The following is a 25,969-nucleotide window of genomic DNA, read 5'->3' as shown; positions in this document are numbered from 1 at the left end:
AAGCGGGGGCGGGGCCCCCGAGCGTTACAATTCGGTAAGGCGGCGTCGCTCAGGACCGGTCGCGGGTGCGGCGGTTCAGGAAGGAAAGAATGTGCTCGCCGTTCAGGGGCCGGCCGTTTTTCTCGGCGTAACCGGCGATGTTCATCAGGCAGCCGCAATCGGTGGTGACGAAGGTATTGGCACCGGCCTCCACAAGGGTGTCCACCTTCTCGCTGACCATGGCGGCGGAGATTTCCGGGTGGCGCACGGCGAAGGTGCCGCCGAAGCCGCAGCACTCCTCCGCCCGGGCCTGTTCCACCAGGGTGACGTTGCGCAGCTGCCCCAGCAGCGCCGGGCCGACACCGGCCACGCCCATCTCGCGTCGGGCGGAGCAGGAGGTGTGCAGGGCGACGGTGACCGGCTCGCCTTTGTCTTCCAGCCGGATGTGGCAGACGTTCAGCAGGAAGTCGGTCAGTTCGAACACCCGGGCCGCCACCGATTCGGCCAGGGCCTGGTCCGGTGTGTCCCGGAACAGGTCGGGGTAGTGCCTGCGCATCATGCCGCCGCAGGAGCCGGACGGCACCACGATGGGCCAGTCCTCCGGAAACAGCGACAGTTGTGCGCGCGCCACCGCCCGGGCTTCGTCATGGTAGCCGGAGGTGTAGGCCGGCTGGCCGCAGCAGGTCTGGCCCTGGGGAAAGATCACCTCGATGCCCTGCCGCTCCAGCAACTCGACGCCGGCGATGCCCGCGTCCGGGTAGAAGAGGTCAATCAGACAGGTGCCGAAGTAGTACACCTTGGCGGGTTTGGGGGGATATACCTTGATCGGATCAACCATAGTGCCGAGGCCCTGAGATCGGATGTTGTTTTCCGGAAATGATACGAGGGCGGCGCCACAGTTGCCAGGCGACCTTTGGGGAAGGCGGCGGCCGGGGGCCGCCGCGAGGGGATAGCGAGGGACTACTGGACGGTCAGCCTCTGCGCGTTCTTCTCGACGGTGCGGGTGCCGATGCCCTTGACCTTGGCCAGGTCGTCGGGGCTGGCGAACGGGCCGTGGGCCTCGCGGTATTCGATGATCGCCCGGGCCTTGCTTTCGCCGATGCCGTCGAGGCTGGCGAGGGTGGCGACGTCCGCGGTGTTGATGTTGACGGTGGCGTCCTGGGCGTGGGCCAGGCCGGTGATCAGTGTGAACAGCAACACCAGGGTTGCGAGAACGGGGGTACGTGTCATGACAGCTCCTGTGACTGAGTGAGGTCGTTGTGCGATGGCCGGGTGGCAGCCGGCGGCGGGTACGTTCACGTCACAGGGGGTGAAAGGCAAAAGGGGGAGGGGCGTGCACGGAAGAGGATGACCGTCCGTGTCATCCTCGTATTCCGTGGCTGACCCCTGCCTGGTCCTTCAGGCGGTGGCTCGTCCTGAGCGCATCATCCTTGCAATCGTCCCTGACAACCCATTCCGTGGGTCACTCCCATCCCTGGAGTGTTCATCCGTGAGCCAACGTTCCCTGCTGGCTTGTCATCCCTGACAGTCGTCATTCTATCCATGTTCATTTTGTACAGAACCGGAGATTCCCCAGGGCTGTTGTAAGACATTTCCTACCGGTTTGTAAGTTCCCGGCAGGCGCCGGTTCACGGGCTCTCCTGGGCAATTTCTTGCCCGCGGCGGTGGGCCTCGGCGGCCTCGCGGATGCGCTCAATGGTGATCTCCCGGACCGCCGCCTGGCTGGCGCGGATGTGTCGGGTCAGCCGCTCGGCCGCGTCCTGGGCATGGCCAGCGCGCAGCGCCTCGAGAATCTGCGCGTGCTCCACGTAGGTGGCTTCCACCCGGTCCTCGCGGCTGAAATCCAGGCGGCGGATGATGCGCAGCCGGTCGGTGATCTCCCGGTGGATGCGGGTCATCTCCCGGTTGCCGGCGGCGGCGACCAGGTCGCAGTGGAAGCTTTCGTCCAGGGCCCGGGCGGTGCTGCCCACGGCCCGTTCGGAGGGGTGGTCGGGGTTCCAGATGGCGGTCAGCGTGCGCAGGGCCAGCGGTTCCTCCGGCAGGGCGCAGATCTTGTGCATGGCCTCCCGCTCCAGGGTGACCCGCAGGTCGTACAGCTCCTCCACCTGGCGGAAATCGAAGGGCTTGACCCGCCAGCCGCTGCGGAACAGCACCTCGACGTAGCCTTCCCGCTGCAACCGGTACAGGGCTTCCCGCACCGGCGTGCGGCTGGCGTTCAGGCGGGCGCCCAGGTCGCCCTCGCTGAACTTGTCACCCGGCAGCAGCCGGAACTCGAAGATGTCGTCCTTCAGGGCTTCGTAAACCCGGTCGGCCATGGACTCTTTTCTTTTGGTGTTTGTTGCCATTCTCTTGCCCTTAGTTGGCGGATGGCCTCTTGGTTTGGTCCGCTCGCTTGGTGTTTGGCCTCTGGGCCGGCTGGTGGGGTGCGGGTTTCAAAAGACGCCGTAAACCCATCCATGGGGGCTTGATCGCAGCATCCCTGCTGCTCACACTTTTGAAACCCGCACCCCACCAGTCGTCCCGACTCCCAATGCCTGCCAACGGAGAAGACTAATGGTCTTTGCCGTTTACTCCTCTTCGCCCTCGCGGGCGATGAACCAGGGCCGTCCGTCGTATTGGAGAGTGAATGCGAGAGGAGGAGAAGCTTAAGCCCACACAAACCCTTCTTTTCCTCAAACCGCCTACCCCCATCGGCGCCACCCCCAGAGTCCGCGGCCAAAGAGGTCAGACTCCAAGGCCTCAAACCTTGATGCTCAACAGAGGCTCCCCAGGCGTAACCGCCTTGCCAGGCTCCACATGCACGGCACTGATCTCGCCGGCTTGCGTCGCGTTTATCTCGAACTCCATCTTCATAGCCTCCACGATCACCAACGGATCACCCTCGGCCACGGTGTCCCCGGGTTTCACCAGGCATTTCCAGATGTTGCCGGCAATCTCCGTGCTGACCAGTTCGCCGAATTTCGCCAGGTCAGACACGTCCGGTGTGGGCGGTTCCTTGGCGAGTTTGTCCAGTTCCGCGGCTTCGCTGTCTTTCCACAGGGCCACCTCTTTAGCATAGGCCGCCTGCTGCAGTTCGCGGAACTCGGCGATGGAGTCGGCGTTGGCGTCCAGGAAGGCCTGGTGGGATTTGAGGTCGAAGGTTTCTTCCTCGATTTTCACCGTCAACTGGCCGGCGCGAAACTGGTCGCGCATCTCGTCCAGTTCGGCTTCGGTCACCGGGTAGTAGCACACCTGGTCGAAGAACCGCAGCAGCCAGGGCGCGCCTTCGGCGAACTGGGGGTTCTTCAGGTACTTGTTCCAGATTGGCAGGGTCCGTCCCACCAGCTGGTAACCGCCGGGGGAGTCCATGCCGTAGATGCACATGTATACGCCGCCAATGCCCACGGTGCCCTCGGCCGTGTAGGTGCGGGCCGGGTTGTACTTGGAGGTGAGCATGCGGTGCCGTGGGTCCAGGGGCACGGCGCAGGGGGCGCCCAGGTAGACATCGCCCAGGCCCAGCACCAGGTACCTTGCCGAGAACAGGATGTCGCGTACCGTCTCTCGGCTGGGCAGGCCGTTGATGCGTTGCATGAAGTCGACGTTGTTGGGCAACCACGGGGCTGTGTCGCGCACGGACTGGCGGTATTTGTTCACCGCTTCCAGGGTGGCGCTGTCTTCGAAGGCCATGGGCAGATGAATCACCCGGCTGCGCACTTTCAGCTCATCCGTGGGTGGCAGGGTTGCTTCCAGGTCCAGCAGGTAGGTCATCAGTGCTTCCTGCGTGAGAATCATCGCGTCGTACCTCAGTTGCAGGGAGCGCACGCCGGGGGAGAGTTCCAGCAGGCCGTTGGGTTGCACGTCGGCAATGGCTTCCATCAGGGCGTGGATGCGCAGGCGGAAGCCCAAGTCCATTACGTTGGGGCCGTATTCCAGCAGGAGGTACTGGTCGCCGGCCTGGCGGTAGGTGACTTCCGGACGGCCGTCGGTCTCCTCCAGGTGCGCCAGGATGGTGGCGGAGAGGCCGTTCACCGGTTCAAGGTCTGGCTTCACCAGGTCGACCATCGGCGGCGCCATCAGGCTCTTGATGGCCAGTTCCTGGCGCTCGGAGAGCTTCACAGCGGTGTCGTTATCAATGGCCACGAACCGGATGGTATCGCCGGGTTTCACCTGGCCCACCTTCCACAGCTCCGCCTTGGCGATGGTCACCGGACACACAAAGCCGCCGAGGCTGGGGCCGTCCTTGGTGAGAATCACGGGCATGTCGCCGGTGAAGTTGATGGAGCCGATGGCGTATTCGCAGTCGTGGATGTTCGAGGGGTGCAGGCCCGCTTCGCCGCCGTCGGCCCGGGTGAACTCGGGCTTGGGTCCGTTCAGGCGGATGCCCAGGCGGTTGGAGTTGTAGTGCACCTCCCAGTCCTGCTCGAAGAACTTTTCGATGGACTTCTCGGTGAAGAAATCCGGCGCGCCGTGGGGGCCATAGAGCACGCCGATTTCCCAGTGGTCCGGGTAATCCGGAATGAGGTCCGGGTCCGCCGGCGCGGGATCATGGGTCGGCGCCGGGGTGGTGCAGGCTGGCAGGTCAATCTGGCTGATGCCGAGCATGTCGCCGGGGCGCAGGGGCCTGCCGCCGTGGCCGCCGAACTGGCCGAGGGCGAAGGTGGAGCGGCTACCCAGGTACACAGGCACATCAAAGCCGCCGCGCACGGCGAGATAGGTTCGGCAGCCCTTGATGGCCTTGCCCACCGCCAGAACCTGGCCGGCTTTCACGGTGATGGGTTTCCAGAATTCCACCGGCTTGTCGTCCAGAGTGGCATCCGTGAGCGCGCCGGTGAGGGCAACCACCGAGTCCTTGTGGAACTTCAGGCTGGGGCCGATGAGGGTGGCTTCGAGGCCGGCGGCTTCGGTGTGGTTTCCGACGATGCGGTTGGCAATGCGGAAGGCGTAGTCGTCCATGGGGCCACTGGGTGGCACGCCGATGTTCCAGTAACCCACGCGGCCCGGATAATCCTGCACGGTGGTGTAGGTGCCGGGTTTGACCACTTCGGCCACGGAGGGTTTGAACTGGAAGCTCTCCAGGGCGCGGGTGGAGACAATGCCATCAGCAAAGCTCTGCTGGGCGACTACCTGGCGCAGGTAATCCAGGTTGGTGGCAATGCCCATCAGCCGGGTTTCCGCCAGGGCGGCTTTCAGTTTGGTCAGCGCGTCGTGCCGGTCTTTGCCGTGCACAATCAGCTTGGCAATCATCGGGTCGTAGTGGGCGGAGACTTCGCTGCCGTTCTCCACCCAGGTGTCCACCCGCACGCCGTCTTCCGGCCAGTGCACGTCGGTCAGCTCACCTGGGGAGGGCTGGAAATCCTTCAGCGGGTCTTCCGCGTAGATGCGCACTTCCATGGACGCACCGTTCAGTTTCGGCTCGAAGTCGGCCAGGTCCGGGCTTTCGCCGGCGGCGATTTTCAGCATCCATTCGATCAGATCCAGACCGGTGACCGACTCGGTGACCGGATGCTCTACCTGTAAGCGGGTATTCACTTCCAGGAAGTAGAACTCGTCCCGGTCGGCGTCGTAGATGTACTCCACGGTGCCAGCGGAACGGTAGTTCACCGACTGCCCGAGGGAAACGGCGGCATCCAGCATCTTCTGGCGGGTGGCGGCCGGCAGGTTGGGGGCCGGGGTTTCCTCCACCACCTTCTGGTTCCGGCGCTGCAGCGAGCACATTGCCGGTGCCATCGCCGAAGATCTGCACTTCCACATGGCGAGCCTGGGCGATGAAGCGCTCCAGGAACACCCCGCTGTCGTTGAAGAAGCTCTGGCCCTGGCGGCGCACGGTTTCAAAGGCATCCCGTAACTCGCTTTCGCTGTTACAGCGGGTGAGGCCGATGCCGCCACCGCCGGCGGTGCTTTTCAACATCACCGGGTAGCCCAGGCGCTCAGCGGTTTGCAGGGCTTCCTCCAGGCTGTCCAGCAGGCCGCTGCCCGGGGCCAGGGGCACGCCAGCGGCTTCCGCCAGTTCCCGGGCCCGGTGCTTCAGGCCGAACTCGCGCATCTGCTCGGGCGTGGGGCCAATAAAGGCAATGCCATCGGCCTCGCAGGCCTCGGCGAAATCGGCGTTCTCGGAGAGAAAGCCATACCCCGGAATGATCGCCTCGGCGCCGGTGTGCCTGGCGGCGGAAAGAATCTGGGCCTTGTCGAGGTAGGTTTCGCTGGCCCCGTTGCCGGTCAGGGCCACGGATTCATCGGCCAGGGTCACGTGCAGGCTATGGCGATCCTGGTGGGAATAGACAGCCACGCTGCCAACGCCCATGGCCTTGAGGGTGCGAATGGTGCGGACCGCAATTTCGCCGCGGTTGGCGATCAGGACTTTGCTAAACATGATGGCAACTTTCCTTATGCCTTGCCGGATTTAAGAGCGGTGATGAAAGCGCGCCAGCCGCCGAACTCGGTGACATCCCGGGCGCCGTCGAGGCCGTAGCCTTCGCAGATGAAACCGTTGACCCAGCGGCCGTCGGCCAGCTCGACGTTGCCGATGCCGAGGGGCGGCGGGATCAGGTCCACGAAGGTGCCGAATTCCGAGGCGGCCATCTGCCAGACCTCGACCACGATCTCCGCGCCGCCGTGGCGCACCCGGCGGAGCCCGGGCTTGGGCGGGGTGGTGTCGGGCAGGGCGTAGAGGCGGTAATGGGGCGAGGTGGTGGTTTGCGCCCGCAGGATGGCGTGCCGGTCCTGCAGCTGATGGTTGAGCGGCATGCCGGACAGGTGGGCGCCGACCACCGCCACCTCGACGCTCGGCACCGCCAGGCGGTGGCTGACGGGCTCGGCGGGGCGCTCGCGGCCGCACGCGCCCAGGGGCGTGGGGTGGGCATTCAGCCATTGGCTGGCGAGGGCCTGCAGTTCTGGGTCTTTCCAGGCCCCGCTGATCAGGGTGACCCCGAAGGGGAGGCCGTCGTCACGGAAGCCGGCCGGCACCGCCAGGGCGCAGAAATCCGCCAGGTTCACGAAGTTGGTGTAGGTGCCAAGCTGGCTGTTCAGCCGGACCGGGTCGGCGTTGACGGCGTCGAGGGTGGGGGCGGTGGGAGCGGTGGGCACCATCAGTGCGTCCACCTCCGCCAGCAGGGTGTCGATCCGGCGCACCAGGGCTTGGCGGCGATATTCGGCTTGGAAGGCGTCGGTGGCGCTGAAGCGCACGGCGCCCTCGACGATGCCCCGGACCACCGGGTTGACCTGGTCACCATGCTCGTTCAGGAAGCCGCCCACGGCGGCGTGCCGTTCCGCCAGCCAGGGGCCGTCGTAAAGCAGGGCCGCCAGTTCGAGCATCGGGGTGAAGTCCAGGCAGGTCAGCGCCACGTTCTGCTGGCGCCACTGGCCCAGGGCGGTGTGCCAGGCCGCCTCGGCCTGCTGGTCGCCGAAGAAGTCCGGGTGCTCGGGAATGCCGATGCGCCGGACCGGCCCCGGCCGGCGGATCGCCGGCGCGGCCATGGCCAGGGCCTGGGGCGCCGGTCGGGAGTAGGCGTCCCCGGCATCGAAGCCGGTCAGGAGGTCCGCGACGCTCGCGGCGTCGGCCACGGTCAGCGCGAACACGGAGACGCAGTCGAGGGAGCGGCAGGCGGGCACCACCCCGGCCAGGCTGAACCGACCCCGGGTGGGCTTGAGCCCCACCAGGTTGTTGAGGCCCGCCGGCACCCGACCGGAGCCGGCGGTGTCGGTGCCCAGGGCGAACGGAACCCAGCCCCGGGCGACCACCGAGGCGGAGCCGGAGCTGGAGCCGCCGCTGATCACCGCCGGGTCGAAGGCGTTGGGCACGGCGCCGTAGGGGGAACGGGTGCCGACCAGGCCGGTGGCGAACTGGTCCAGGTTGGTCTTGCCGATCACCACGGCTCCGGCGGCCCGGAGGCGGGCCACCACGGTGGCGTCGCGCTCCGGCGTGTAGGCGAACGCCGGGCAGGCGGCGGTGGTGTCAAAGCCCCGCGCGTCGATGTTGTCCTTGACCGCGCAGGGCACGCCGTACAGCGGCAGCTGCTCGAGATCACCGCCCACCGCGTGCAGCCGTTCCGCCAGTACCTCCAGGGCGGCGGCCAGGCCGGCATCGCCGAGGCGGGAGATCCAGGCGGCATCGTCGGTTTCCAGGCGGCTCAGGAGGTCGCCGATCAGGTCGTCCGGTCGGGCGCCGTCGCGGTAAGCCGCGCGCCAGTCGTCGATGGTCCATCCAAGTGTCGAAGCCATGGTACGTCCTCATGGGGTTGCAGCTTGTATACATGTTTGATGGCAATGCCCGTGCCAGCTGACGTTTTTTCCTTTGCCGTAGGGGAAACAGGGGGTTAAGCGCGTTTTCCGGCCGGTGCCCGGTCGGTTTTCTGCGCCAATCTGGTGCGGTCGCACCAAAAGCGGGGACGGGAGCGCGGGGAATTCGGGGTTTGCGAGCCGGCCGTGGCTGATGTATTGCCTTGTATACTAGTTAATTAATTGTTTTTTATTGAGTTTTATTGCTGATGGAACGGCTGATGCAGAGGCTCGTGCGCTGTTGGAAACATAAGACAACCTCACCAAGAAAAGGACGCATAACATGAGCCTGAAAAAACACGTGAAACTGGGTCTCTCCGCCTTGGCCCTGTCTGTATCCCTGCACACCGTCGCCGCCGAGGATCCCATCAAGGTGGGCATTCTGCACTCCCTCTCCGGCACCATGGCCATCAGCGAGTCGACCCTCAAGGACACCATGCTCATGCTGATCGAACAGCAGAACGCCAAGGGTGGGGTGCTGGGTCGCAAGCTTGAACCGGTGGTGGTGGACCCCGCCTCCAACTGGCCGTTGTTCGCCGAGAAGGCGCGGGAACTGCTGGCCAAGGACAAGGTGGATGTGATCTTCGGCAACTGGACCTCGGTGTCCCGGAAGTCCGTGCTGCCGGTGGTGGAAGAGCTGAACGGCCTGCTGTTCTACCCGGTGCAGTACGAGGGTGAGGAGTCTTCCGAGAACGTGTTCTACACCGGCGCGGCGCCGAACCAGCAGGCCATCCCGGCGGTGGATTATCTAATGAACGAAGTGGGCGTGGAGCGCTGGGTGCTGGCGGGCACCGACTATGTGTATCCGCGCACCACCAACAAAATTCTGGAAACCTACCTCAAGGCCAAGGGCGTGTCCTCCGATGACATCATGATCAACTACACGCCTTTTGGTCATTCCAACTGGCAGTCCATCGTTGCCGACATCAAAAAGTTCGGCAGTGCCGGCAAGAAGACGGCGGTGGTGTCCACCATCAATGGCGACGCCAACGTGCCGTTCTATCGGGAACTGGCCAACCAGGGCATCGATGCCGCCGACATCCCGGTGGTGGCCTTCTCCGTGGGTGAACAGGAGCTGTCCGGCATCGACACCGCGCCGCTGGTGGGTCACCTGGCCGCCTGGAACTATTTCATGAGCGTGGACAACGACGCCAACTATGACTTCATCGATGCCTGGGTCGCCTACACCGGCAAGGAGGACGCCGTCACCAATGACCCGATGGAAGCCCACTACATCGGCTTCAACATGTACATCGAGGCGGTCAAGAAGGCAGGCACCACCGATGTCGACGCGGTCAAGGATGCCATCATCGGGGTCACTGTGCCGAACCTGACCGGCGGCTACGCCACCATGATGCCGAACCACCACATCACCAAGCCGGTGCTGATCGGCGAAATCCAGGACAACGGCCAGTTCTCCGTGGTCTGGGAAACCCCGTCCACCGTCGTGGGTGATGCCTGGTCGGACTATCTGCCGGGTTCCAAGGACCTGATCAGCGACTGGCGCAAGCCCCTCAAGTGCGGAAACTTCAACGTGGTAACCGGCACCTGCGGCGGCAAGTCGGACGTGGCCGCCAACTGAACCGTCCCGGCGTCCGGACGCCGGGCGGTCAACCCCGTCCGGCGCCGGCGCCCCGTTCCGCAACCAGGATAGGATGCAACCATGAGCATCGCCCGATGGCTCAGACGACTTATTCTTGCCTGCCTGCTGCTGGTGCCCGCGCTGGCCACCGCCCAGGTGGCTGACGCCGACGCCCAGCAACTGCTGACGGCGCTGGCTGAATCCTCCTTCGCCGGTAAAAAGGCGGTGATCGGCCGCATCGCGGGTTCCGGCGACGAACGTGCCCGGCGCTGGCTCGAGGCCTTCGCCGACAACAAGCTGGCGCGGCTGGAATCGTCCGGCCGTTTTGTCATTGTGCTCAGCAACCGCGGCCGCAACTGGACCCTGGCGGATGCCCTGACCGGCGAGCCTCTGGGTGAGGTGTCGCGGCGCGATGTCGACACCATCCGCATCAACAACAGCCTGCGCAATGAACTGACAAGCGTGCTCTCGGTGCTGGACCTGAAAAGCCCGGACCCGGCCAGCCGCCTGGCCGCGGCCCGAGCCCTGCGGGGTAAGGTGGACGAGGGCTTGGCCGAGCGCCTGCCCGGGCTGATGGCCGACGAGTCCGCGCCGGCGGTGCATCAGGCGCTGGAGGAGGCTCTGGCGATCTACCGGGTGGCGGAACAGGGGGACGTCCAAGCGGTCGCCACCCTGTCCGGCAGCCTCAACAGCGAAGCCCGCGCGGCCCTGCGCAACGCCACCGCCAGCGACGACCCGGTCCTGGCCCAGGCCGCGACTCGGGCCCTGGAGCGGATCGAACAGAAACTGAAGCTCAACCGCGCCGCCGAAACCCTGTACTTCGGCCTGTCCCTGGGCTCGGTGCTGGTCTTGGCGGCGATCGGCCTGGCCATCACCTTCGGGGTGATGGGGGTGATCAACATGGCCCACGGTGAGCTGATCATGCTCGGTGCCTACACCACCTGGGGTATGCAGCAGCTGCTGCCCGGGCAGCCGGGGCTGGCACTGATCCTGGCCATCCCCGCCGGTTTCCTGGTGGCGGCGCTGGCCGGCATTGCCATTGAGCGCACCGTCATCCAGCACCTCAAGGGGCGCCCCCTGGAAACCCTGCTGGCCACCTTCGGGGTCAGCCTGATCCTGCAACAGCTGGTGCGCACCGTGATCTCGCCCCTCAACCGCACGGTGGTGACACCGGACTGGATGAGCGGCTCGGTGATGATCAACGAGGCGCTGTCCCTCACGCTCAACCGCATGGTGGTGATCGGTTTCGCCCTGGTGGTGTTCGCCGGGCTGATGCTGATCATGCGCCGGACCCGGCTGGGCCTGGAGGTGCGGGCGGTGACCCAGAACCGGGCCATGGCCCGGGCCATGGGCATTCGCGCCACCCGGGTGGATATCCTCACCTTCGGCCTGGGCTCCGGCGTCGCCGGCCTGGCTGGGGTGGCGTTGTCCCAGATCACCAACGTCGGCCCCAACCTGGGCCAGAGCTACATCATCGACTCCTTCATGGTGGTGGTGTTCGGCGGCGTCGGTAACCTCTGGGGCACCCTACTGGCGGGGTTGTCGCTGGGCACCATCAACCAGCTGCTGGAGCCCTGGGCTGGCGCGGTGCTGGCCAAGATTCTGGTGTTGGTGTTCATCATCCTGTTTATCCAGAAACGGCCGCGCGGGCTCTTCCCGCAGAAAGGCCGGGCGGCGGAGGGCTGAGCGATGTGGCTGACCCGCCCCCTGCAGGAACGCTCCACCCAGGTCTTTCTGGGGGTGCTGTTCGCTGCCCTGATCGCCGTCACCGCGCTGCATCTGCTGATGCCGCAGGACAGCGCCCTGTACGTCAGCGCCTACACCGTCACCTTGCTGGGCAAGTACCTGTGCTACGCCCTGCTGGCGGTGGCGGTGGACCTGGTGTGGGGCTACCTGGGCATCCTCAGCCTCGGTCACGGCGCCTTCTTTGCTCTCGGTGGCTATGCCATGGGCATGTATCTGATGCGCCAGATTGGCGATCGCGGTGTCTACGGCGACCCGGTACTGCCGGATTTCATGGTGTTCCTGAACTGGCAGGCGCTGCCCTGGTACTGGCACGGCTTCGACATGGCCTGGTTCGCCTTCCTCATGGTGTTGCTGGCGCCGGGCCTGCTGGCGCTGGTGTTCGGCTTCCTGGCGTTCCGCTCCCGGGTGACCGGGGTGTACCTGTCCATCATCACCCAGGCGCTCACCTTCGCCCTGATGCTGGCGTTTTTCCGCAATGAGATGGGCTTTGGCGGCAACAACGGCCTGACCGACTTCAAGGACATCCTCGGCTTCGACCTGCGCACCGACGCCACCCGGCTCGGCCTGTTCCTGGCCACCGGCATCGCATTGGCCATCGGCTATGTGATCTGCCGGGCCATCGTCGTCAGCAAGCTGGGCCGGCTCAGCGTCGCCTGCCGCGACGCCGAAGCCCGTGCCCGCTTCCTGGGCTACCGGGTCGAACGGGTGCAGCTGTTCGTGTTCGTCGTGTCCGCCATGCTGGCGGGGGTGGCCGGAGCCCTCTACGTGCCCCAGGTGGGCATCATCAACCCCAGCGAATTCTCGCCGCTGTTCTCCATCGAAATCGTGGTGTGGGTGGCCCTGGGCGGCCGCGCCACCCTGTACGGCGCGGTGATCGGGGCGTTGCTGGTGAACTACGCCAAGACTGTCTTCACCGGCGTGCTGCCGGACGCCTGGCTGTTTGCCCTGGGGGGCCTGTTCGTACTGGTCACCGTGTTCCTGCCCCGGGGCATCGCCGGCGTGCTGCAACGCCGCCGCGCCGCCGCCGGCCCACGGGAGGCGACCGCATGAGCTTTTTCGAGGAACTGACCCACCGCGACCGGGTGTTCGAATTCCTGGCGCCGGCGCCCTCGCCGGTGGATGTGCGCCATGGCCCGATTCTCTACCTGGAGGACGTGAGCGTGAGCTTCGACGGCTTCAAGGCCATCAACAACCTCAACCTCACCATCGACGATGGCGAATTGCGCTGCATCATCGGCCCGAACGGCGCCGGCAAGACCACCATGATGGACATCATCACCGGCAAGACCCGGCCGGACACCGGCTCGGTGTGGTTCGGCAGCCGCCACAACCTGCTGGCCCTGAGCGAGCCGGACATCGCCAGCCTCGGCATCGGCCGCAAATTCCAGAAACCCACGGTGTTCGAAGCCCTGACGGTGTTCGAGAACCTGGAGCTGGCCATGGCCACCGACAAGCGCATCCTGCCCACCCTCACCGCCGTGATGACGGCGGAATACCGGGAGCGGATCGACGAGGTGCTGGCGCTGATCGGCCTGACCGGGCTGCGCGATCGTCCCGCCGGCATCCTGTCCCACGGCCAGAAACAGTGGCTGGAGATCGGCATGCTGCTGATGCAGAAACCGCGCCTGTTGCTGGTGGACGAGCCGGTGGCCGGCATGACCGAACAGGAAATGGAACGCACCGCCGAACTGCTCACCGGTCTCGCGGGTCAGCAATCGGTGGTGGTGGTCGAGCACGACATGGGGTTCGTCCGCTCCATCGCCCGCACCGTCACTGTGCTGCACCAGGGCAGCGTGCTGGCCGAGGGCAGCATGGACGAGGTCGCCAACGACCCGGACGTGATCCGGGTGTACCTGGGCGAGGAGGCCTGATGCTGAACATCGAGACACTCAACCACTTCTACGGCGAAAGCCACACCCTCTGGGACCTCGACCTGGACGTGCCCCAGGGCCAGTGCACCTGCGTCATGGGCCGCAACGGCGTCGGCAAGACCACCCTGATGAAATGCATCATGGGCGAGGAGCCGGTGCGCGGCGGCCGCATCCTGTACGCCGGCGACGTGGACCTGACCCGCCGAAAAATGGAAGACCGGGCCCGGCTGGGCATCGGTTACGTGCCCCAGGGGCGGCAGATCTTTCCGCTGCTGACGGTGGAGGAAAACCTGCGCACCGGCCTGGCCGCGCGCGGCGACGGCCGCCGGAGCATACCGGAACGGGTCTATGACCTGTTCCCGGTGCTGAAGGAAATGAAACACCGCCGGGGCGGCGACCTCTCCGGTGGCCAGCAGCAGCAACTGGCCATTGGCCGGGCCCTGGTGATCGAGCCGCGGCTGCTGATCCTGGACGAGCCGGGTGAGGGCATCCAGCCCAACATCGTCGCCCAGATCGGCGAGGTCATCCGCACCCTGATCGAACAGGACGGTCTCACCGTGTTGCTGGTGGAACAGAAACTGCCGTTCGCCCGCAAGTACGCCGACCGCTTCGCCATCCTCGACCGGGGCCGGCGCGTTGCCGAGGGCGCCATCGCCGACCTCTCCGACCCACTCATCCGACAGCACCTGACCGTATGACCGCCTACCAAGCCTTCGACATCGCCGACTCCGGCCACCGCTTCGACCCGGAACGGCGCTGGGCCGCCGGCCTGACCCTGGGCTTCGAAGCCCGGGACGAAGGCGCCGCCCGGCCGGTGACCCGCTTGGTGCGGCGCCGGCATCACGGCCCCCTGCGGGTGCAGCGGCCGTTCTATCCGGAAGGCCGGGACGGCTGCTGCCACGTCTACCTGCTGCACCCGCCGGGGGGACTGGTCAGTGGCGACCAGCTGCGCATCGACGTCGCCGTGGCCGAAGCCGGCCACGCCCTGCTGACCACCCCCGCCGCTGCCAAGCTCTACAAGGCCGACAGCCACGGCGTGGCCTGGAGCCAGCAGACCCGGTTGCGGGTCGCCCGGGACGCCGTCCTCGAATACCTGCCCCAGGAAACCATCGCCTTCGACGGCTCCCGAGGCAGCCAGAGCACCCACATCGAACTGGCAGCCAACGCCCGCACCCTCGGCTGGGAAGTGCTCGCCCTGGGCCGCCCGGCCAGCAACCTGCCGTTCGTCACCGGGGCCCTGGAACAGCGCTTCCAGCTGACCCTGGATGGCCGCCCCCTGTGGCTGGAACGCCAGCGCCTGGACCCCGGCCACCGGCGCTTCCACGGCCCCTGGGGGCAGGGTGGGGCGACCGTCCAGGCCACCCTGTGGGCGGTGGGGCTGGCGGACGAGGCGGAGGCCGTCGAAACACTGCGGCAACAGCTGCCCGGCCATTCCCGCTGGGCCGTCACCCGCCGCCGGGGCGTGCTGCTGCTGCGCTACCTCGGGCAGGACAGAAACGAAGCCTGGCGCCTGTGCGAGCGCGCCTGGCACCTGCTGCGCCCGCGCCTCACCGGCCGGTCCGCCCATACGCCCAGAATTTGGTTGACCTGAAACAAACGGAGTCCCCCATGGAACTGACACCCAGAGACAAAGACAAGCTGCTGCTGTTCACCGCCGCCCTGCTGGCGGAGCGACGCAAGGCCCGGGGCCTGAAACTCAACTACCCCGAGGCCGTGGCCCTGATCAGCGCGGAAATCATGGAAGGCGCCCGCGAGGGCCGCACCGTGGCCGAACTAATGAGCGCCGGCACCGAAATCCTCACCCGTGACGACGTCATGGACGGCGTGGCCGACATGATCCACGAAGTGCAGGTGGAGGCGACCTTCCCCGACGGCACCAAGCTGGTCACCGTCCACAACCCCATCGTTTGAGGAGTGCCTGAGATGATTCCCGGTGAATACCAGCTCAAAGACGGCGACATCGAACTCTGCCAAGGGCGCGAACGCATCCAGCTCGACGTCGCCAACACCGGCGACCGCCCGGTGCAGATCGGCTCCCACTACCACTTCGCCGAAGCCAACCCGGCCCTCGACTTCGACCGGGCCAAAGCCCGCGGCTACCGCCTCGACATCGCCGCCGGCACCGCCATCCGCTTCGAGCCCGGCCAAACCCGCAGCGTCACCCTGATTCCGTTTGCGGGCACGCGGGAAATCTACGGCTTCCGCGCCGAAGTCATGGGGAAACTGGATAAGAACTGACAACACGGAAACGGCAGACGCTTACCCAAGCCCAAACCACTCGGGCCAGGCAACAGATACGAGGGACAAGATGAAAATCAGCAGACAAGCCTACGCCGACATGTACGGCCCCACCGTCGGGGACCGGGTCCGACTCGGCGACACCGACCTGTGGATCGAAGTGGAAAAAGACCACACCCACTACGGCGACGAAGTCAAATTCGGCGGCGGCAAAGTCATCCGCGACGGCATGGGCCAGAGCCAGCGCGCCGACGCCGCCGTGATGGACACCGTCATCACCAACGCCCTGATCCTGGACTGGTGGGGCATCGTCAAAGCCGACGTCGGCATCCAGAACGGCCGCATCGCCGCCATCGGCAAAGCCGGCAACCCCGACACCCAGCCGGATGTGACCATCGTCATCGGCCCCGGCACCGAAATCATCGCCGGCGAAGGCAAAATCCTCACCGCCGGCGGCATCGACCCCCACATCCACTTCATCTGCCCCCAGCAGGTCGAAGAAGCGTTGATGAGCGGCATCACCACCATGCTCGGCGGCGGCACCGGCCCGGCCACCGGCACCAACGCCACCACCTGCACCCCCGGCCCCTGGCACATCGGCAAAATGCTCCAGGCCGTCGACAGCCTGCCCATGAACATCGGCTTTCTCGGCAAGGGCAACGCCAGCCTGCCCGAAGCCCTGGAACTCCAGATCCGGGCCGGCGCCATCGGCCTCAAACTGCACGAAGACTGGGGCACCACCCCCGCTGCCATCGACAACTGCCTCACCGTGGCAGACCGGTTCGACGTGCAAGTCGCCATCCACACCGACACCCTGAACGAATCCGGCTTCGTCGAAGACACCCTGGCCGCCTTCAAAGACCGCTGCATCCACACCTTCCACACCGAAGGCGCCGGCGGTGGTCACGCCCCGGACATCATCACCGCGTGCTCGAAAGCCAACGTACTGCCGTCGTCCACCAACCCGACCCGGCCCTACACCGTGAACACCATCGACGAACACCTGGACATGCTGATGGTGTGCCACCACCTGGACCCGAACATCCCCGAAGACGTCGCCTTCGCCGACTCCCGCATCCGCCGGGAAACCATCGCCGCTGAAGACATCCTGCACGACCTGGGCGTGATCTCCATGATCTCCTCCGACTCCCAGGCCATGGGCCGGGTCGGCGAAGTCATCTGCCGTACCTGGCAGACCGCCCACAAAATGAAAGTACAGCGCGGCCTGCTGCCCGAGGATGAAGCACTCGGCGCCGACAACTTCCGCGCCAAACGTTACATCGCCAAGTACACCATCAACTCCGCCATCACCCACGGCATCGCCCATGACGTGGGTTCCGTGGAAGTGGGCAAACTGGCGGACCTGGTACTGTGGAGCCCGGCCTTCTTCGGCGTCAAACCGGCCTGTATCCTCAAAGGCGGCATGATCGCCGCCGCCCCCATGGGCGACCCCAACGCCTCCATCCCCACGCCCCAGCCGGTGCACTACCGCCCCATGTTCGGCGCCTTCGGCAAAGCCGCCAGCGCCACCCGCCTGACCTTCGTCAGCCAGGCCGCCCTGGATGCCGGCATCGGCCAGGAGCTGGGGCTGGACAGCCCCCTGTCCGCCTGTCGGAACGTGCGGGGCGTGCGCAAACGCGACATGAAACTCAACGACGCCTGCCCGCACCTGACCGTGGACCCGCAAACCTACGAAGTCCGCGCCGACGGCGAACTGCTCACCTGCGAGCCGGCCACCGAACTGCCCCTGGCCCAGCGCTACCACCTGTTCTGAGGGGCTGAAGGAGACATCATCATGCTGGAACTGACCCAACGCATCACCCACGTGGACGCCAGTGAAATCCACGACAACCTGGTGCTGCCCTACGAGCTGCGCATCCGCGGCCGCCTGCGCGCCACCACCGAAACCAAACTGGACGTCGGCCTATTCCTCGACCGCGGCCCCGTGCTGCGGGACGGCGATCTGCTGCAAGCGAAAACCGGCGAAATCATCCGCATCCGCGCCGCCGAGGAACCCGTGGTCACCGCCCGCATCGACGGCGGCCTGCCGCTGGCGCGCCTGTGCTACCACCTGGGCAACCGCCACGTCACGCTGGCCATCGGCGAAGACGAGCAGGGCAGCTACGTTCGCTTCCCGCCCGACCACGTACTGGAAGAACTGGCCGAACGCCTGGGCGCCACCGTGCGCCACCACACCGCCACCTTCGACCCCGAACCCGGTGCCTACAGCCAGGCCGGACATGGCCACAGCCACGCCCATGGACACGACCACCACCACGGACACAGCCATGGCCACAGCCACACCCACTGACGCCGGCGCCGACAACAGCGCCGACTTGGCCCTGCTCGGCCTGATGCAACTGGCCAGCCCGGCCCTGCCCATCGGCGCCTTCGCTTGGTCCCAGGGCCTGGAAAGTGCGTTCGAACTGGGCTGGGTTCACAACGAAACGGAACTGACCGAATGGCTCGACGGCGTTCTGGAAGACGGCCTCAGCCGCTGCGAACTGCCGTTGCTGGCGCGCCTGCAACGGGCTTGGGCCAGCGGCGACACCGACGCCGTTCACCACTGGAACCAGTGGCTCCACGCCACCCGGGAAACCGCCGAACTCAGCGACGAAGAGACCCGCCTCGGCGGCGCCCTGCTGACCCTGTTGCGCAGCCTGGGCCTCGCCCCCGAGCCGGAGCAGATACCGAACCAACCCGGCTACCTCACCCTGTTCGCCTGGACGGCCCACGTGCGCCGGGTACCGGTCCGCCAGACCCTGCTCGGCTTCACCTGGGCCTGGCTGGAAAACCAGCTCGTGGTGGCCTGCAAGGCCTTACCTCTGGGCCACACCGCCGCCCAGCGCATCATCGAGTGCATGCGGCCCCGGCTGGTCACGACTGTGGATCAGGCCCTGACACGCAACGACGATGACCTTGGCCCCATCCTGCCGGGGCTGGCGCTGGGGAGCGCCTTACACGAAACCCAATACTCACGGCTTTTTAGAAGTTAAAAACGAAACCGCTCCGATGATCGGGGAGGCGAGCAGTCAGCGCTTTTTGAAAATGTGCGGAGCCATGGATGGCGGAGCTCAAGCGCACATGGATGTGCCTGCAGCGTTTTTCAAAAAGCGCTGACTGTTCGCCGACCTTCTCGGAGCCAACGATATACAAGGAGCAAAACATGACCCATTGTTTGAGAGTCGGCGTCGGCGGCCCGGTCGGTTCCGGAAAAACCGCCCTGTTGCGCCAGCTGTGCACCGCCCTGCGGGACCACTACGACATCGCCGTCGTCACCAACGACATCTACACCCGCGAAGACGCCGACTTCCTGCTGCGCCACCAAGCCCTGCCCGCCGACCGCATCCTCGGCGTCGAAACCGGTGGCTGCCCCCACACCGCCATCCGCGAGGACGCCTCCATGAACCTCGCCGCCATCGACGAACTCCAGAGCCGTCACCCCAACCTCGAACTGGTCCTGGTCGAATCCGGCGGCGACAACCTCTCCGCCACCTTCAGCCCCGAACTGTCCGACCTCACCCTGTACGTCATCGACGTCTCCGCCGGCGACAAAATCCCTCGCAAAGGCGGCCCCGGCATCACCAAATCCGACCTGCTGATCATCAACAAAATCGACATCGCCGAACAGGTCCACGCTTCCCTCGACGTGATGGAACGGGACAGCAAAAAAATGCGCGGCGACCGCCCCTTCGTCTTCACCAACCTGTACGACGGCGTCGGCCTCGACGACATCATCGACTTCATCCTCGAACGGGGCATGCTGCCGGAGCGGCGCCCGGAAAAACTCACCGAACCGGCCTGAGCCCCAGAACCCAGACCCGAAAAAAAACAGGAGACACACCATGAAAGCAACCGCCAAACTCCTCGCCACCGCAGCCCTACTGACCGCTTCAACCGCCGCCATGGCCCATCCCGGCCACGGCGAGGGCGGCTTCACCAGCGGCCTGATGCACCCCATCGGCGGCCTCGACCACCTGCTGGCCATGGCCGCCATCGGCTTCTGGAGCGTACGCCAGAGCCAGCTCATGAAAAACATCACCCCGGCCTTCGTGATCGGCGGCATGGTCCTTGGCGCCGGCCTGGCCTGGGCCGGCCTCAGCCTGCCGGGCGTTGAAACCGGCATCACCGTCTCGGTACTGATGGCCGGCATCCTCATCGCCACCCTGGCTCGATTTCCCACCGCCGTGGGCGGCACCCTCGTCGCCGCTTTCATGCTCTTCCACGGCTACGCCCACGGTGCCGAAATGCCCGAAGGCTCCACCCTCGTGGCCTACATGACCGGCTTCTCCATCGCCACCCTCGCCATCACCCTGGCCGGCCGCGGCCTCGGCACCCTGATGTTGAAAGCCGACAACCGCTTCAGCCGAGCCCTGGGGGGTGTCCTGGCCGTGGCGGGCGCCTACCTCACCGCCGCCTGACCCCCGGCCTCGTCGCCGGCCTTCAAAAAAGCCGCAGGGGACACCAACCCCCGCGGCTTTTTTATGCCCACACTTTTTACGGTTTTTTACGAAATTGAGGCTAGCCGACATCGGGAGGGTTGGAGTAGTGTTTAGGCATAACGAAAAACCTGTGCCCTGTTAAGGATGACGGATGGACGGCTCAACACTACGTGCCCCCCTGTATACCGCCCTCGGGTATCTGATCCCCCTGGCCATTGCCACCGCCGTGATGCGGCCGCCCTGGCTCAAAGGTAAGGCCGGGGAGGCGGTTGTTAATCTGGCGACAACCTTCAAAAATCACCGACAACACGTTGCGTACCGAAAACACGTTCTCGCAAATTGAGGGAGAGCGTGCCTTATTGCTTGAAATACTCGGGAGAGAGGGTTCCGCGCACCGTGAAGCGTGGGGCGAATGCCGAGAAGGCGTTTTTGGGTGTAAGGCGCTCCCCAGGTGTCGTTCTCAAGGTGCGTTACAAGACGCGGCTTGAGAACGACACCTGTGAGTCTCCGAGGGCACGCCATTCATCAGCGATCGAGTTGCCTTTTTTGTTGCCATTCTCATCCTTTCAGTACGTCGTTAACCACTCGCCTGGAGCCACGTCGCATGCCCATTAATCCGGAGTGGTCTGAGAGGAAGGTGGATCCTGGTAATCTTGCAGGACTGGGCTGCCAAACAAGATCACTACACGAGACACTCGCGTTGCTCACGCTCGTGAGTTCCAAACGTTAGCTTTAAGATCGAGGAGAAACGATGCAATTAAGGAGTATTGATTGGGGCGACGATAGCGCCGAACGAGACGTTGATCTTCTTTCCTATTTCGTCGATACAGAAAGCTATAGGCGTTTGGTTCGAAAGTCGAAGACTATAGTCGTTGGGCGTAAAGGATCGGGGAAGAGTGCCCTAAGAAAGAAACTGGAAAGTGAGCTTTCTGAAGAGCATGATACGCACGTGATTAACATATCACCAAAGTATTCTTCAATTCGTAATATAGTGAATGAAAAGTCTCTTTCTGAGGGCTTTGGTGAGGAAATATTCTTTCAGCATAGTTGGCTAAGGCAAATGATGCTTGATAGCCTTTGCCTAGTTGGTCATTGTGCCAAGGGGAAATACGCAAAGGATAGTTTAGAGTTTGCTAGGGGGGTATCTCTGGATCTTAATAGAACGTCTAAAGACTTAGTTGAAAACATTTCTGAGATATTAAGCCGAATTAAAGCGAAAGCAGGTAATTTAGGAGAGCTTGGTCTGCATCTAGAAAAGGAGCTGCGAAATGTGGCAGATGTGGATGCGCTGGAACATCATCTGAAAGAGATTGCAGATAGTGGCGCAAAAATCGTCATCATGGTAGATGATCTAGATTTGGGCTGGGATAACTCGGAAATATCTAATAACCTTCTCTTGGGTTTGTTGTCTGCAAGCGCCTACATGCAATCTATATCTCAGAATATTCATGTATTTGTTTTCTTGCGGGAAGATGTCTACTCCATATTGATGGAGAAAACTCAACATTCAGACAAATACCGAAACGTGGAACGAATACGTTGGACAAAAGACGGATTGATTTCACTGCTCAGTGAGCGTATTCGATATAACTATAAGAGATGTGGCGAAGACTGCGACAATCATCCGTTCGATCATGTATTTCCACCGACTATTGGAACGCACAATACCGATAATTGGCTTGTGGAGCGGACGTTGTCACGTCCTCGTGAACTAATTCAACTTGCACGCTTTTACACTGAAGACGTAGAGGGAGAGGAGCCGAAAGATGAGGTATTGAAGGCGTGTGAAACAGCATACTCCTCATGGAAGCTTGACGATTTATGTACTGAATATTCCAATCAGTATCCAGGCTTGTCAGATATATTCACATACTGGAAAACAAAATTTTTTCGCTACAAGTATCATCTCGCGCGCGCTGATATCGAAGAGATGATTTTTCAAATTTATGATGAGGTTGCGGTTAATTCAGAATGGTTTAATGAGCTGAGCGCAAAGGTTGATTTTCAAGGATTTCTAGAAATACTGTACGAGATCGGGTTCCTTGGAGACTTCGTGCTCGGTGGTGAGGGCGGGAGCAAAACGTTCTATTCATTTAGTGATAGACATACCCCAAGATTCGAAGAAGTTCAGGTTCACCCTTGTTTTCGAAAAGCAGTTAACACAGTAGACCGCATCCGAGCGAAAAGCTAAGGAGACTCTGAATAAGTCGCCAAAATCAGCGATAATAGTGCCATCGTCGACCGCATAGGATCGTTGCCACCATGGACCAGATCAGCTTCTCCGAAGCCGACTACCAGATCAAAAAACGCAAAACCCGCCGCGAGATTTTTCTGGAGCGGATGGACGAGCTGATTCCGTGGAAGCAGCTGGAGAAGAAGGTGGCCCGTTATTACCCCAAGGGCGGGAACGGACGGCCGCCTTATCCGTTGTCTGCCATGCTTCGGGTTCACTGCATGCAGCTGTTCTATAACCTCAGTGACCCCGCCATGGAAGACGCCCTGTACGAGATCGAGTCCATGCGTCAGTTCGCTGGCCTGAAACTGGACCGTCTGCCGGACGAATCCACCATTCTCAAATTCCGGCATTTCCTTGAGCGACACGGCCTTGGCAAGGTGTTGTTCAAAGAAGTGAACAAGCACCTGGAGAAACAAGGTCTCATGCTGCGCGAAGGCAGCATAGTGGATGCCACGATCATTTCTGCGCCCAGCTCCACGAAGAACCGTTCTGGCAAACGCGATCCGGACATGCACCAGACCAAAAAGGGCAACGAATGGCACTTCGGCATGAAGAGGCACATTGGGGTCGACGACACACTGGGACTGATCCACAGCATCGAAACCACTGCGGCCAACGTTCATGACATTGTTCCCTCCGGCAACCTGCTGCACGGTGAAGAACGGCGAGTTTTTGGTGATGCCGGCTACCTCGGTATTCAAAAACGGCCTGAGCATAAACACCGAAAGAACGTCTCCTGGTTCATCGCCAGGCGTCCCAGTGCCCGGAAAGAGCTGGATGAGGACAAACAGAAAGCGGAGAAGATCAAGGCCAGCATTCGCTCAAAAGTGGAACATCCCTTCCGGTACATCAAGCAGGTGTTTGGCTACAGCAAGGTTCGCTATCGCGGCCTGGCGAAAAACACGAATCGATTGCACTTGCTGGCCGCGTTTAGCAATCTGCTGATCGGTGAAAAATACCTACTGGTGTAGGGGTAGTGTGCCTGTTTTCCGCCAAAATGGCGCGAAATGGGCAGAAAACATACAAATCAATGGAGAGTTGTGCCTGGATTTCCTGATTTTTGCCAGCTCAAGCCTGATGCTGGTGCAAAGCGGCGGTTATTCAGACCTTCCCTAGAGATCCCCCAGCACCCGCCGGAAACCATCAGAATCAAGAAAGTCCGATTCCAATTTGATCAGGTTACCGTTGTCGGACTGAAAGAAAACAAATGATGGTTCTTGGTCAGACAGGAAGTAGTAATAAACTCTATCCGAGACCTTCCAGACCCCCGTATCCGCACCCCGAACAAACACACTCTTGAAAGACTCAACGCTGGCCCGATCACAGCCGTAATCTTGGTTTGCCGATAGCGTTGCTTCGAAAAAGTCAGGCCATCCGCAGCCGCCGGTATCCAGCGTATTTTCAGTACCAAAACTGATGTACCGTTCGCCAACATTGTTGGAATACTTAATCAACAGAATGTCGTTGTTCGCACCCAGCGACCCGACAATAACGGGTGATCCGGGTACCTGGAACTTCATGCCAGAATAGGCGGCTGCTATGTAGTGATCGGTTTGGGCGCATGCTGAGAGAGTGGCGATGGCCAAACCGATTAGCAGGGCGATTTTCGTCATATCACAATCCTTGTTTTGCCATTTCCATTTAGTTTCGAAAATTGATGGCAACGCGTTGGCGGCAAGTTTCGTAGATCTGTGTGTCACCGGAGACAATTCTCTTTCCAATCTTTGCGACTTGCTGAATGATGTACGTGCTGCCTGGTCGGCCGGAGGCGGGGCGAGGGACGAGATCCATTGCCGCTGAGCAACTTTGCGCTGCTTCCGGTGCCTCGTAGGCAATGATAGTCATGCCTTGGTTTACGGATTCAGGCGATGTTGTTCCTTCGCCCCAGAAAAAATTCGGCGGATATGTGTTCTCGTTGATCCGAATTCATTGTTTCATTCCCTGAAATCATGGCTCTTCCTGAGCGACGAATAGGACGATACAACGACGGGTGTTTGCCAACAAGTTCCGTTGTGCAACTGGGAAATTCTCCGGCGCGTTTTCATTGGCAGGTTTTACGCTTTTTTACGAAGCGAGGCTAGGCGGGATCTGGAACCGTAAGGTAGTTTTGAGCCTTAACCACGCGAAGTGCTTCCCTGTTAAGGACAACGGATGGACTACTCAGCGATACTGCAACCGCTCTATACCGCGCTCTGGTACCTGATCCCCCTGGCCATCGCCGGGGCTGTTTTCAATTCGCCCTGGTTCAAAGGCAAAGTCGGGGAGGCCGTTGTCAATTTGGCGGCCAGGCTCTTTCTGGACAAATCCCGTTACCACCTCATCAAAAACGTCACCCTCCCAACAGCCGACGGCACCACACAGATCGATCACATCATTGTGTCCCGGTACGGCGTGTTCGTGGTGGAAACGAAAAACATGAAGGGCTGGATTTTCGGCGACGCCCGGCAGCGGTACTGGACGCAAAAAATCTTCAAACATTCTCAGAAGTTCCAGAACCCGCTGCATCAGAATTACAAACACGTGAAAACGCTGCAAAGCCTCCTAGGCCTCGATGATCAGCAGATACACTCGGTGGTGGTGTTCGTGGGGGAGGCGACTTTCAAGACCCCCATGCCGGAGAACGTGACCTACGGCCGGGGATATATTCGGTTCATCCAATCCCACACCGAAGAGCGGCTCTCAGAGACAGAAGTACAGACCATCATCGACACCATTCAGTCCGGCCGGCTGGCGGCAACTTTCAAGAACCACCGGCAACACGCGGCGCACGTAAAACAGATTGTGGCGCAGAAGGAGCGTGAGCCCCGTTGCCCGAAATGCCAAGGTGAGATGATTCGGCGGGTGGTGAAGCGTGGGGCGAATGCCGGGAAGGCGTTTTGGGGGTGTAAGGCATTCCCGGTGTGTCGTGGTGTACTAAACATCGAATTGGAGTAACACGATTTGGACCCGATTTCTTACTTGTTTTCTGCGTACCTGCATACGGTTCAGGCGGGCGTGCAACAGCATTTGTCCGAGTCACACAACACGCAGATTACGCCGGTCGAGATTGAATACGAGGGTGAAAAAGTTGCCTTCCAGCACCACCTTTGGCGAGTCCGGGATCAGAGTGTGTGCAGTGACCGGAAGAATGATCTGCAGGCTTTTTCCAAGTGCACGCTGGCAGCAAAAAAGTTGTTCGGCGTGCTCTGCTCTGAATTATCAAAAGGACCAGACCAGAACCCCAGGCACGGCAAGCTCCGAAACATGTACTGCAACGCTTCCATGTCGTTTAAGCCGACGGTTGCCCGTGTGGGAGTTGCATCGGGGAGTACGGAGTTGGAGTCCGCGAGACAGGCCTGCAATGCGGCTACAGTCGCAGCTATGGGGAGCCGTGAGCCTAGAGTGATTCGAGAGAAGCACACGTTGTGTGGGGTGTATGAGGCAATCAAGGCTGGACAGAAGCCCCCACACAAATAGTTCTTGCCGGTCACTGACCTGTTAAAAAACACTTGAGGTCGAACTTTAGGGATACCGTCGCAGCAACAATTAGTTTGTTGGGGGCATCGGGCTACTTCTCTATCACCTCCCGCTCAATCAACCCGCTGTACGATGACCGCTGGGGCGGGAGAAGGCCAGAGGATGC

The 25,969-nt window shown here is 62.5% G+C and carries 21 protein-coding genes and 1 pseudogene; 16 read left to right on the top strand and 6 right to left on the bottom strand.

The window, feature by feature from the left end; genetic code table 11:
• Positions 1-49: 49 nt before the first annotated feature.
• From BTO32_RS10290 to atzF, 5 genes and pseudogenes are all read right to left on the bottom strand, one after another.
• Positions 50-817, bottom strand: a complete 768-nt coding sequence (locus tag BTO32_RS10290; RefSeq protein WP_076724556.1) for a (Fe-S)-binding protein — start codon at positions 815-817, stop codon at positions 50-52.
• Positions 818-939: 122 nt separating this feature from the next.
• Positions 940-1,209 (bottom strand): ComEA family DNA-binding protein, encoded by a 270-nt coding sequence (locus BTO32_RS10285; RefSeq protein WP_076724555.1) that lies wholly within the window; start codon positions 1,207-1,209, stop codon positions 940-942.
• A 398-nt stretch (positions 1,210-1,607) separates the two neighbouring features.
• Positions 1,608-2,324, bottom strand: a complete 717-nt coding sequence (locus BTO32_RS10280) for a GntR family transcriptional regulator (RefSeq protein ID WP_076724554.1) — start codon at positions 2,322-2,324, stop codon at positions 1,608-1,610.
• A 394-nt stretch (positions 2,325-2,718) separates the two neighbouring features.
• Positions 2,719-6,328 (bottom strand): annotated as a pseudogene (gene uca / locus BTO32_RS10275) (urea carboxylase).
• Between the two features lie 14 nt (positions 6,329-6,342).
• Entirely contained in the window at positions 6,343-8,175 is a 1,833-nt protein-coding gene (gene atzF / locus BTO32_RS10270; RefSeq protein WP_076724553.1) for an allophanate hydrolase, read from the bottom strand.
• Positions 8,176-8,515: 340 nt separating this feature from the next.
• Between atzF and urtA the strand changes: the two genes are divergently transcribed.
• From urtA to BTO32_RS10195, 15 genes are all read left to right on the top strand, one after another.
• Positions 8,516-9,814, top strand: a complete 1,299-nt coding sequence (gene urtA, locus BTO32_RS10265) for an urea ABC transporter substrate-binding protein (protein WP_076724552.1) — start codon at positions 8,516-8,518, stop codon at positions 9,812-9,814.
• Positions 9,815-9,895: 81 nt separating this feature from the next.
• Complete coding sequence (gene urtB / locus BTO32_RS10260; RefSeq protein ID WP_076724551.1) at positions 9,896-11,500, top strand: urea ABC transporter permease subunit UrtB; 1,605 nt, start codon at positions 9,896-9,898, stop codon at positions 11,498-11,500.
• A 3-nt stretch (positions 11,501-11,503) separates the two neighbouring features.
• Positions 11,504-12,610 carry an urea ABC transporter permease subunit UrtC gene (gene urtC, locus BTO32_RS10255; protein WP_076724550.1) on the top strand — a complete coding sequence of 369 codons (1,107 nt, stop codon included), beginning with the start codon at positions 11,504-11,506 and terminating at the stop codon, positions 12,608-12,610.
• Positions 12,607-13,431, top strand: a complete 825-nt coding sequence (gene urtD, locus BTO32_RS10250) for an urea ABC transporter ATP-binding protein UrtD (RefSeq protein WP_076724549.1) — start codon at positions 12,607-12,609, stop codon at positions 13,429-13,431. Before urtC ends, urtD begins: the two co-directional genes overlap by 4 nt.
• Entirely contained in the window at positions 13,431-14,129 is a 699-nt protein-coding gene (gene urtE, locus BTO32_RS10245) for an urea ABC transporter ATP-binding subunit UrtE (protein WP_076724548.1), read from the top strand. Before urtD ends, urtE begins: the two co-directional genes overlap by 1 nt.
• On the top strand, positions 14,126-15,022 hold the full coding sequence (locus tag BTO32_RS10240) for an urease accessory protein UreD (RefSeq protein ID WP_076724547.1): 897 nt from the start codon (positions 14,126-14,128) through the stop codon (positions 15,020-15,022). The genes urtE and BTO32_RS10240 overlap by 4 nt, the downstream gene beginning before the upstream one ends.
• Positions 15,023-15,039: 17 nt before the next feature.
• Positions 15,040-15,342 (top strand): urease subunit gamma, encoded by a 303-nt coding sequence (ureA, locus tag BTO32_RS10235; protein ID WP_076724546.1) that lies wholly within the window; start codon positions 15,040-15,042, stop codon positions 15,340-15,342.
• A gap of 12 nt (positions 15,343-15,354) precedes the next feature.
• On the top strand, positions 15,355-15,669 hold the full coding sequence (locus tag BTO32_RS10230; protein WP_076724545.1) for an urease subunit beta: 315 nt from the start codon (positions 15,355-15,357) through the stop codon (positions 15,667-15,669).
• 70 nt (positions 15,670-15,739) lie between these two features.
• Entirely contained in the window at positions 15,740-17,443 is a 1,704-nt protein-coding gene (gene ureC, locus BTO32_RS10225; RefSeq protein WP_076724544.1) for an urease subunit alpha, read from the top strand.
• A 21-nt stretch (positions 17,444-17,464) separates the two neighbouring features.
• Entirely contained in the window at positions 17,465-17,980 is a 516-nt protein-coding gene (gene ureE / locus BTO32_RS10220) for an urease accessory protein UreE (RefSeq protein ID WP_076724543.1), read from the top strand.
• Positions 17,958-18,665, top strand: coding sequence for an urease accessory protein UreF (locus BTO32_RS10215; RefSeq protein WP_076724542.1), 708 nt, complete (start codon positions 17,958-17,960; stop codon positions 18,663-18,665). Before ureE ends, BTO32_RS10215 begins: the two co-directional genes overlap by 23 nt.
• 170 nt (positions 18,666-18,835) lie before the next feature.
• Positions 18,836-19,474 carry an urease accessory protein UreG gene (ureG, locus tag BTO32_RS10210; RefSeq protein ID WP_076724541.1) on the top strand — a complete coding sequence of 213 codons (639 nt, stop codon included), beginning with the start codon at positions 18,836-18,838 and terminating at the stop codon, positions 19,472-19,474.
• A gap of 40 nt (positions 19,475-19,514) precedes the next feature.
• Positions 19,515-20,090 (top strand): HupE/UreJ family protein, encoded by a 576-nt coding sequence (locus BTO32_RS10205; protein WP_076724540.1) that lies wholly within the window; start codon positions 19,515-19,517, stop codon positions 20,088-20,090.
• 772 nt (positions 20,091-20,862) lie between these two features.
• Positions 20,863-22,302 carry a P-loop ATPase, Sll1717 family gene (locus tag BTO32_RS17725; protein ID WP_139339056.1) on the top strand — a complete coding sequence of 480 codons (1,440 nt, stop codon included), beginning with the start codon at positions 20,863-20,865 and terminating at the stop codon, positions 22,300-22,302.
• A 71-nt stretch (positions 22,303-22,373) separates the two neighbouring features.
• Positions 22,374-23,318 (top strand): IS5 family transposase, encoded by a 945-nt coding sequence (locus BTO32_RS10195; RefSeq protein ID WP_076724538.1) that lies wholly within the window; start codon positions 22,374-22,376, stop codon positions 23,316-23,318.
• A 141-nt stretch (positions 23,319-23,459) separates the two neighbouring features.
• Here the strand turns inward: BTO32_RS10195 and BTO32_RS10190 are convergent, their stop codons facing one another.
• Positions 23,460-23,960 carry a hypothetical protein gene (locus BTO32_RS10190; protein ID WP_076724537.1) on the bottom strand — a complete coding sequence of 167 codons (501 nt, stop codon included), beginning with the start codon at positions 23,958-23,960 and terminating at the stop codon, positions 23,460-23,462.
• Positions 23,961-24,498: 538 nt separating this feature from the next.
• On the opposite strand from BTO32_RS10190, the gene BTO32_RS10180 reads away from it, so the two are divergent.
• A complete protein-coding gene (locus BTO32_RS10180; RefSeq protein ID WP_076724536.1) occupies positions 24,499-25,281 on the top strand; it encodes a nuclease-related domain-containing protein in 783 nt (260 codons plus the stop codon).
• The last annotated feature ends 688 nt before the right edge of the window (positions 25,282-25,969 follow it).

It is taken from the genome of Marinobacter lutaoensis (assembly GCF_001981305.1).
Taxonomy (GTDB): domain Bacteria; phylum Pseudomonadota; class Gammaproteobacteria; order Pseudomonadales; family Oleiphilaceae; genus Marinobacter; species Marinobacter lutaoensis.
This window is presented reverse-complemented; position numbering and strand designations above follow the sequence as displayed.

Coding starts and splice junctions, on each gene's coding strand:
- BTO32_RS10205 (WP_076724540.1), top strand. CDS start 19,515: ATGAAAGCAACCGCCAAACTCCTCGCCACCGCAGCCCTACTGACCGCT.
- urtC (WP_076724550.1), top strand. CDS start 11,504: ATGTGGCTGACCCGCCCCCTGCAGGAACGCTCCACCCAGGTCTTTCTG.
- BTO32_RS10285 (WP_076724555.1), bottom strand. CDS start 1,209: ATGACACGTACCCCCGTTCTCGCAACCCTGGTGTTGCTGTTCACACTG.
- ureA (WP_076724546.1), top strand. CDS start 15,040: ATGGAACTGACACCCAGAGACAAAGACAAGCTGCTGCTGTTCACCGCC.
- BTO32_RS10215 (WP_076724542.1), top strand. CDS start 17,958: ATGGCCACAGCCACACCCACTGACGCCGGCGCCGACAACAGCGCCGAC.
- BTO32_RS10290 (WP_076724556.1), bottom strand. CDS start 817: ATGGTTGATCCGATCAAGGTATATCCCCCCAAACCCGCCAAGGTGTAC.
- urtB (WP_076724551.1), top strand. CDS start 9,896: ATGAGCATCGCCCGATGGCTCAGACGACTTATTCTTGCCTGCCTGCTG.
- urtA (WP_076724552.1), top strand. CDS start 8,516: ATGAGCCTGAAAAAACACGTGAAACTGGGTCTCTCCGCCTTGGCCCTG.
- atzF (WP_076724553.1), bottom strand. CDS start 8,175: ATGGCTTCGACACTTGGATGGACCATCGACGACTGGCGCGCGGCTTAC.
- BTO32_RS10180 (WP_076724536.1), top strand. CDS start 24,499: ATGGACTACTCAGCGATACTGCAACCGCTCTATACCGCGCTCTGGTAC.
- BTO32_RS10195 (WP_076724538.1), top strand. CDS start 22,374: ATGGACCAGATCAGCTTCTCCGAAGCCGACTACCAGATCAAAAAACGC.
- urtD (WP_076724549.1), top strand. CDS start 12,607: ATGAGCTTTTTCGAGGAACTGACCCACCGCGACCGGGTGTTCGAATTC.
- BTO32_RS10240 (WP_076724547.1), top strand. CDS start 14,126: ATGACCGCCTACCAAGCCTTCGACATCGCCGACTCCGGCCACCGCTTC.
- ureG (WP_076724541.1), top strand. CDS start 18,836: ATGACCCATTGTTTGAGAGTCGGCGTCGGCGGCCCGGTCGGTTCCGGA.
- ureC (WP_076724544.1), top strand. CDS start 15,740: ATGAAAATCAGCAGACAAGCCTACGCCGACATGTACGGCCCCACCGTC.
- BTO32_RS10230 (WP_076724545.1), top strand. CDS start 15,355: ATGATTCCCGGTGAATACCAGCTCAAAGACGGCGACATCGAACTCTGC.
- BTO32_RS10280 (WP_076724554.1), bottom strand. CDS start 2,324: ATGGCAACAAACACCAAAAGAAAAGAGTCCATGGCCGACCGGGTTTAC.
- BTO32_RS17725 (WP_139339056.1), top strand. CDS start 20,863: ATGCAATTAAGGAGTATTGATTGGGGCGACGATAGCGCCGAACGAGAC.
- BTO32_RS10190 (WP_076724537.1), bottom strand. CDS start 23,960: ATGACGAAAATCGCCCTGCTAATCGGTTTGGCCATCGCCACTCTCTCA.
- urtE (WP_076724548.1), top strand. CDS start 13,431: ATGCTGAACATCGAGACACTCAACCACTTCTACGGCGAAAGCCACACC.
- ureE (WP_076724543.1), top strand. CDS start 17,465: ATGCTGGAACTGACCCAACGCATCACCCACGTGGACGCCAGTGAAATC.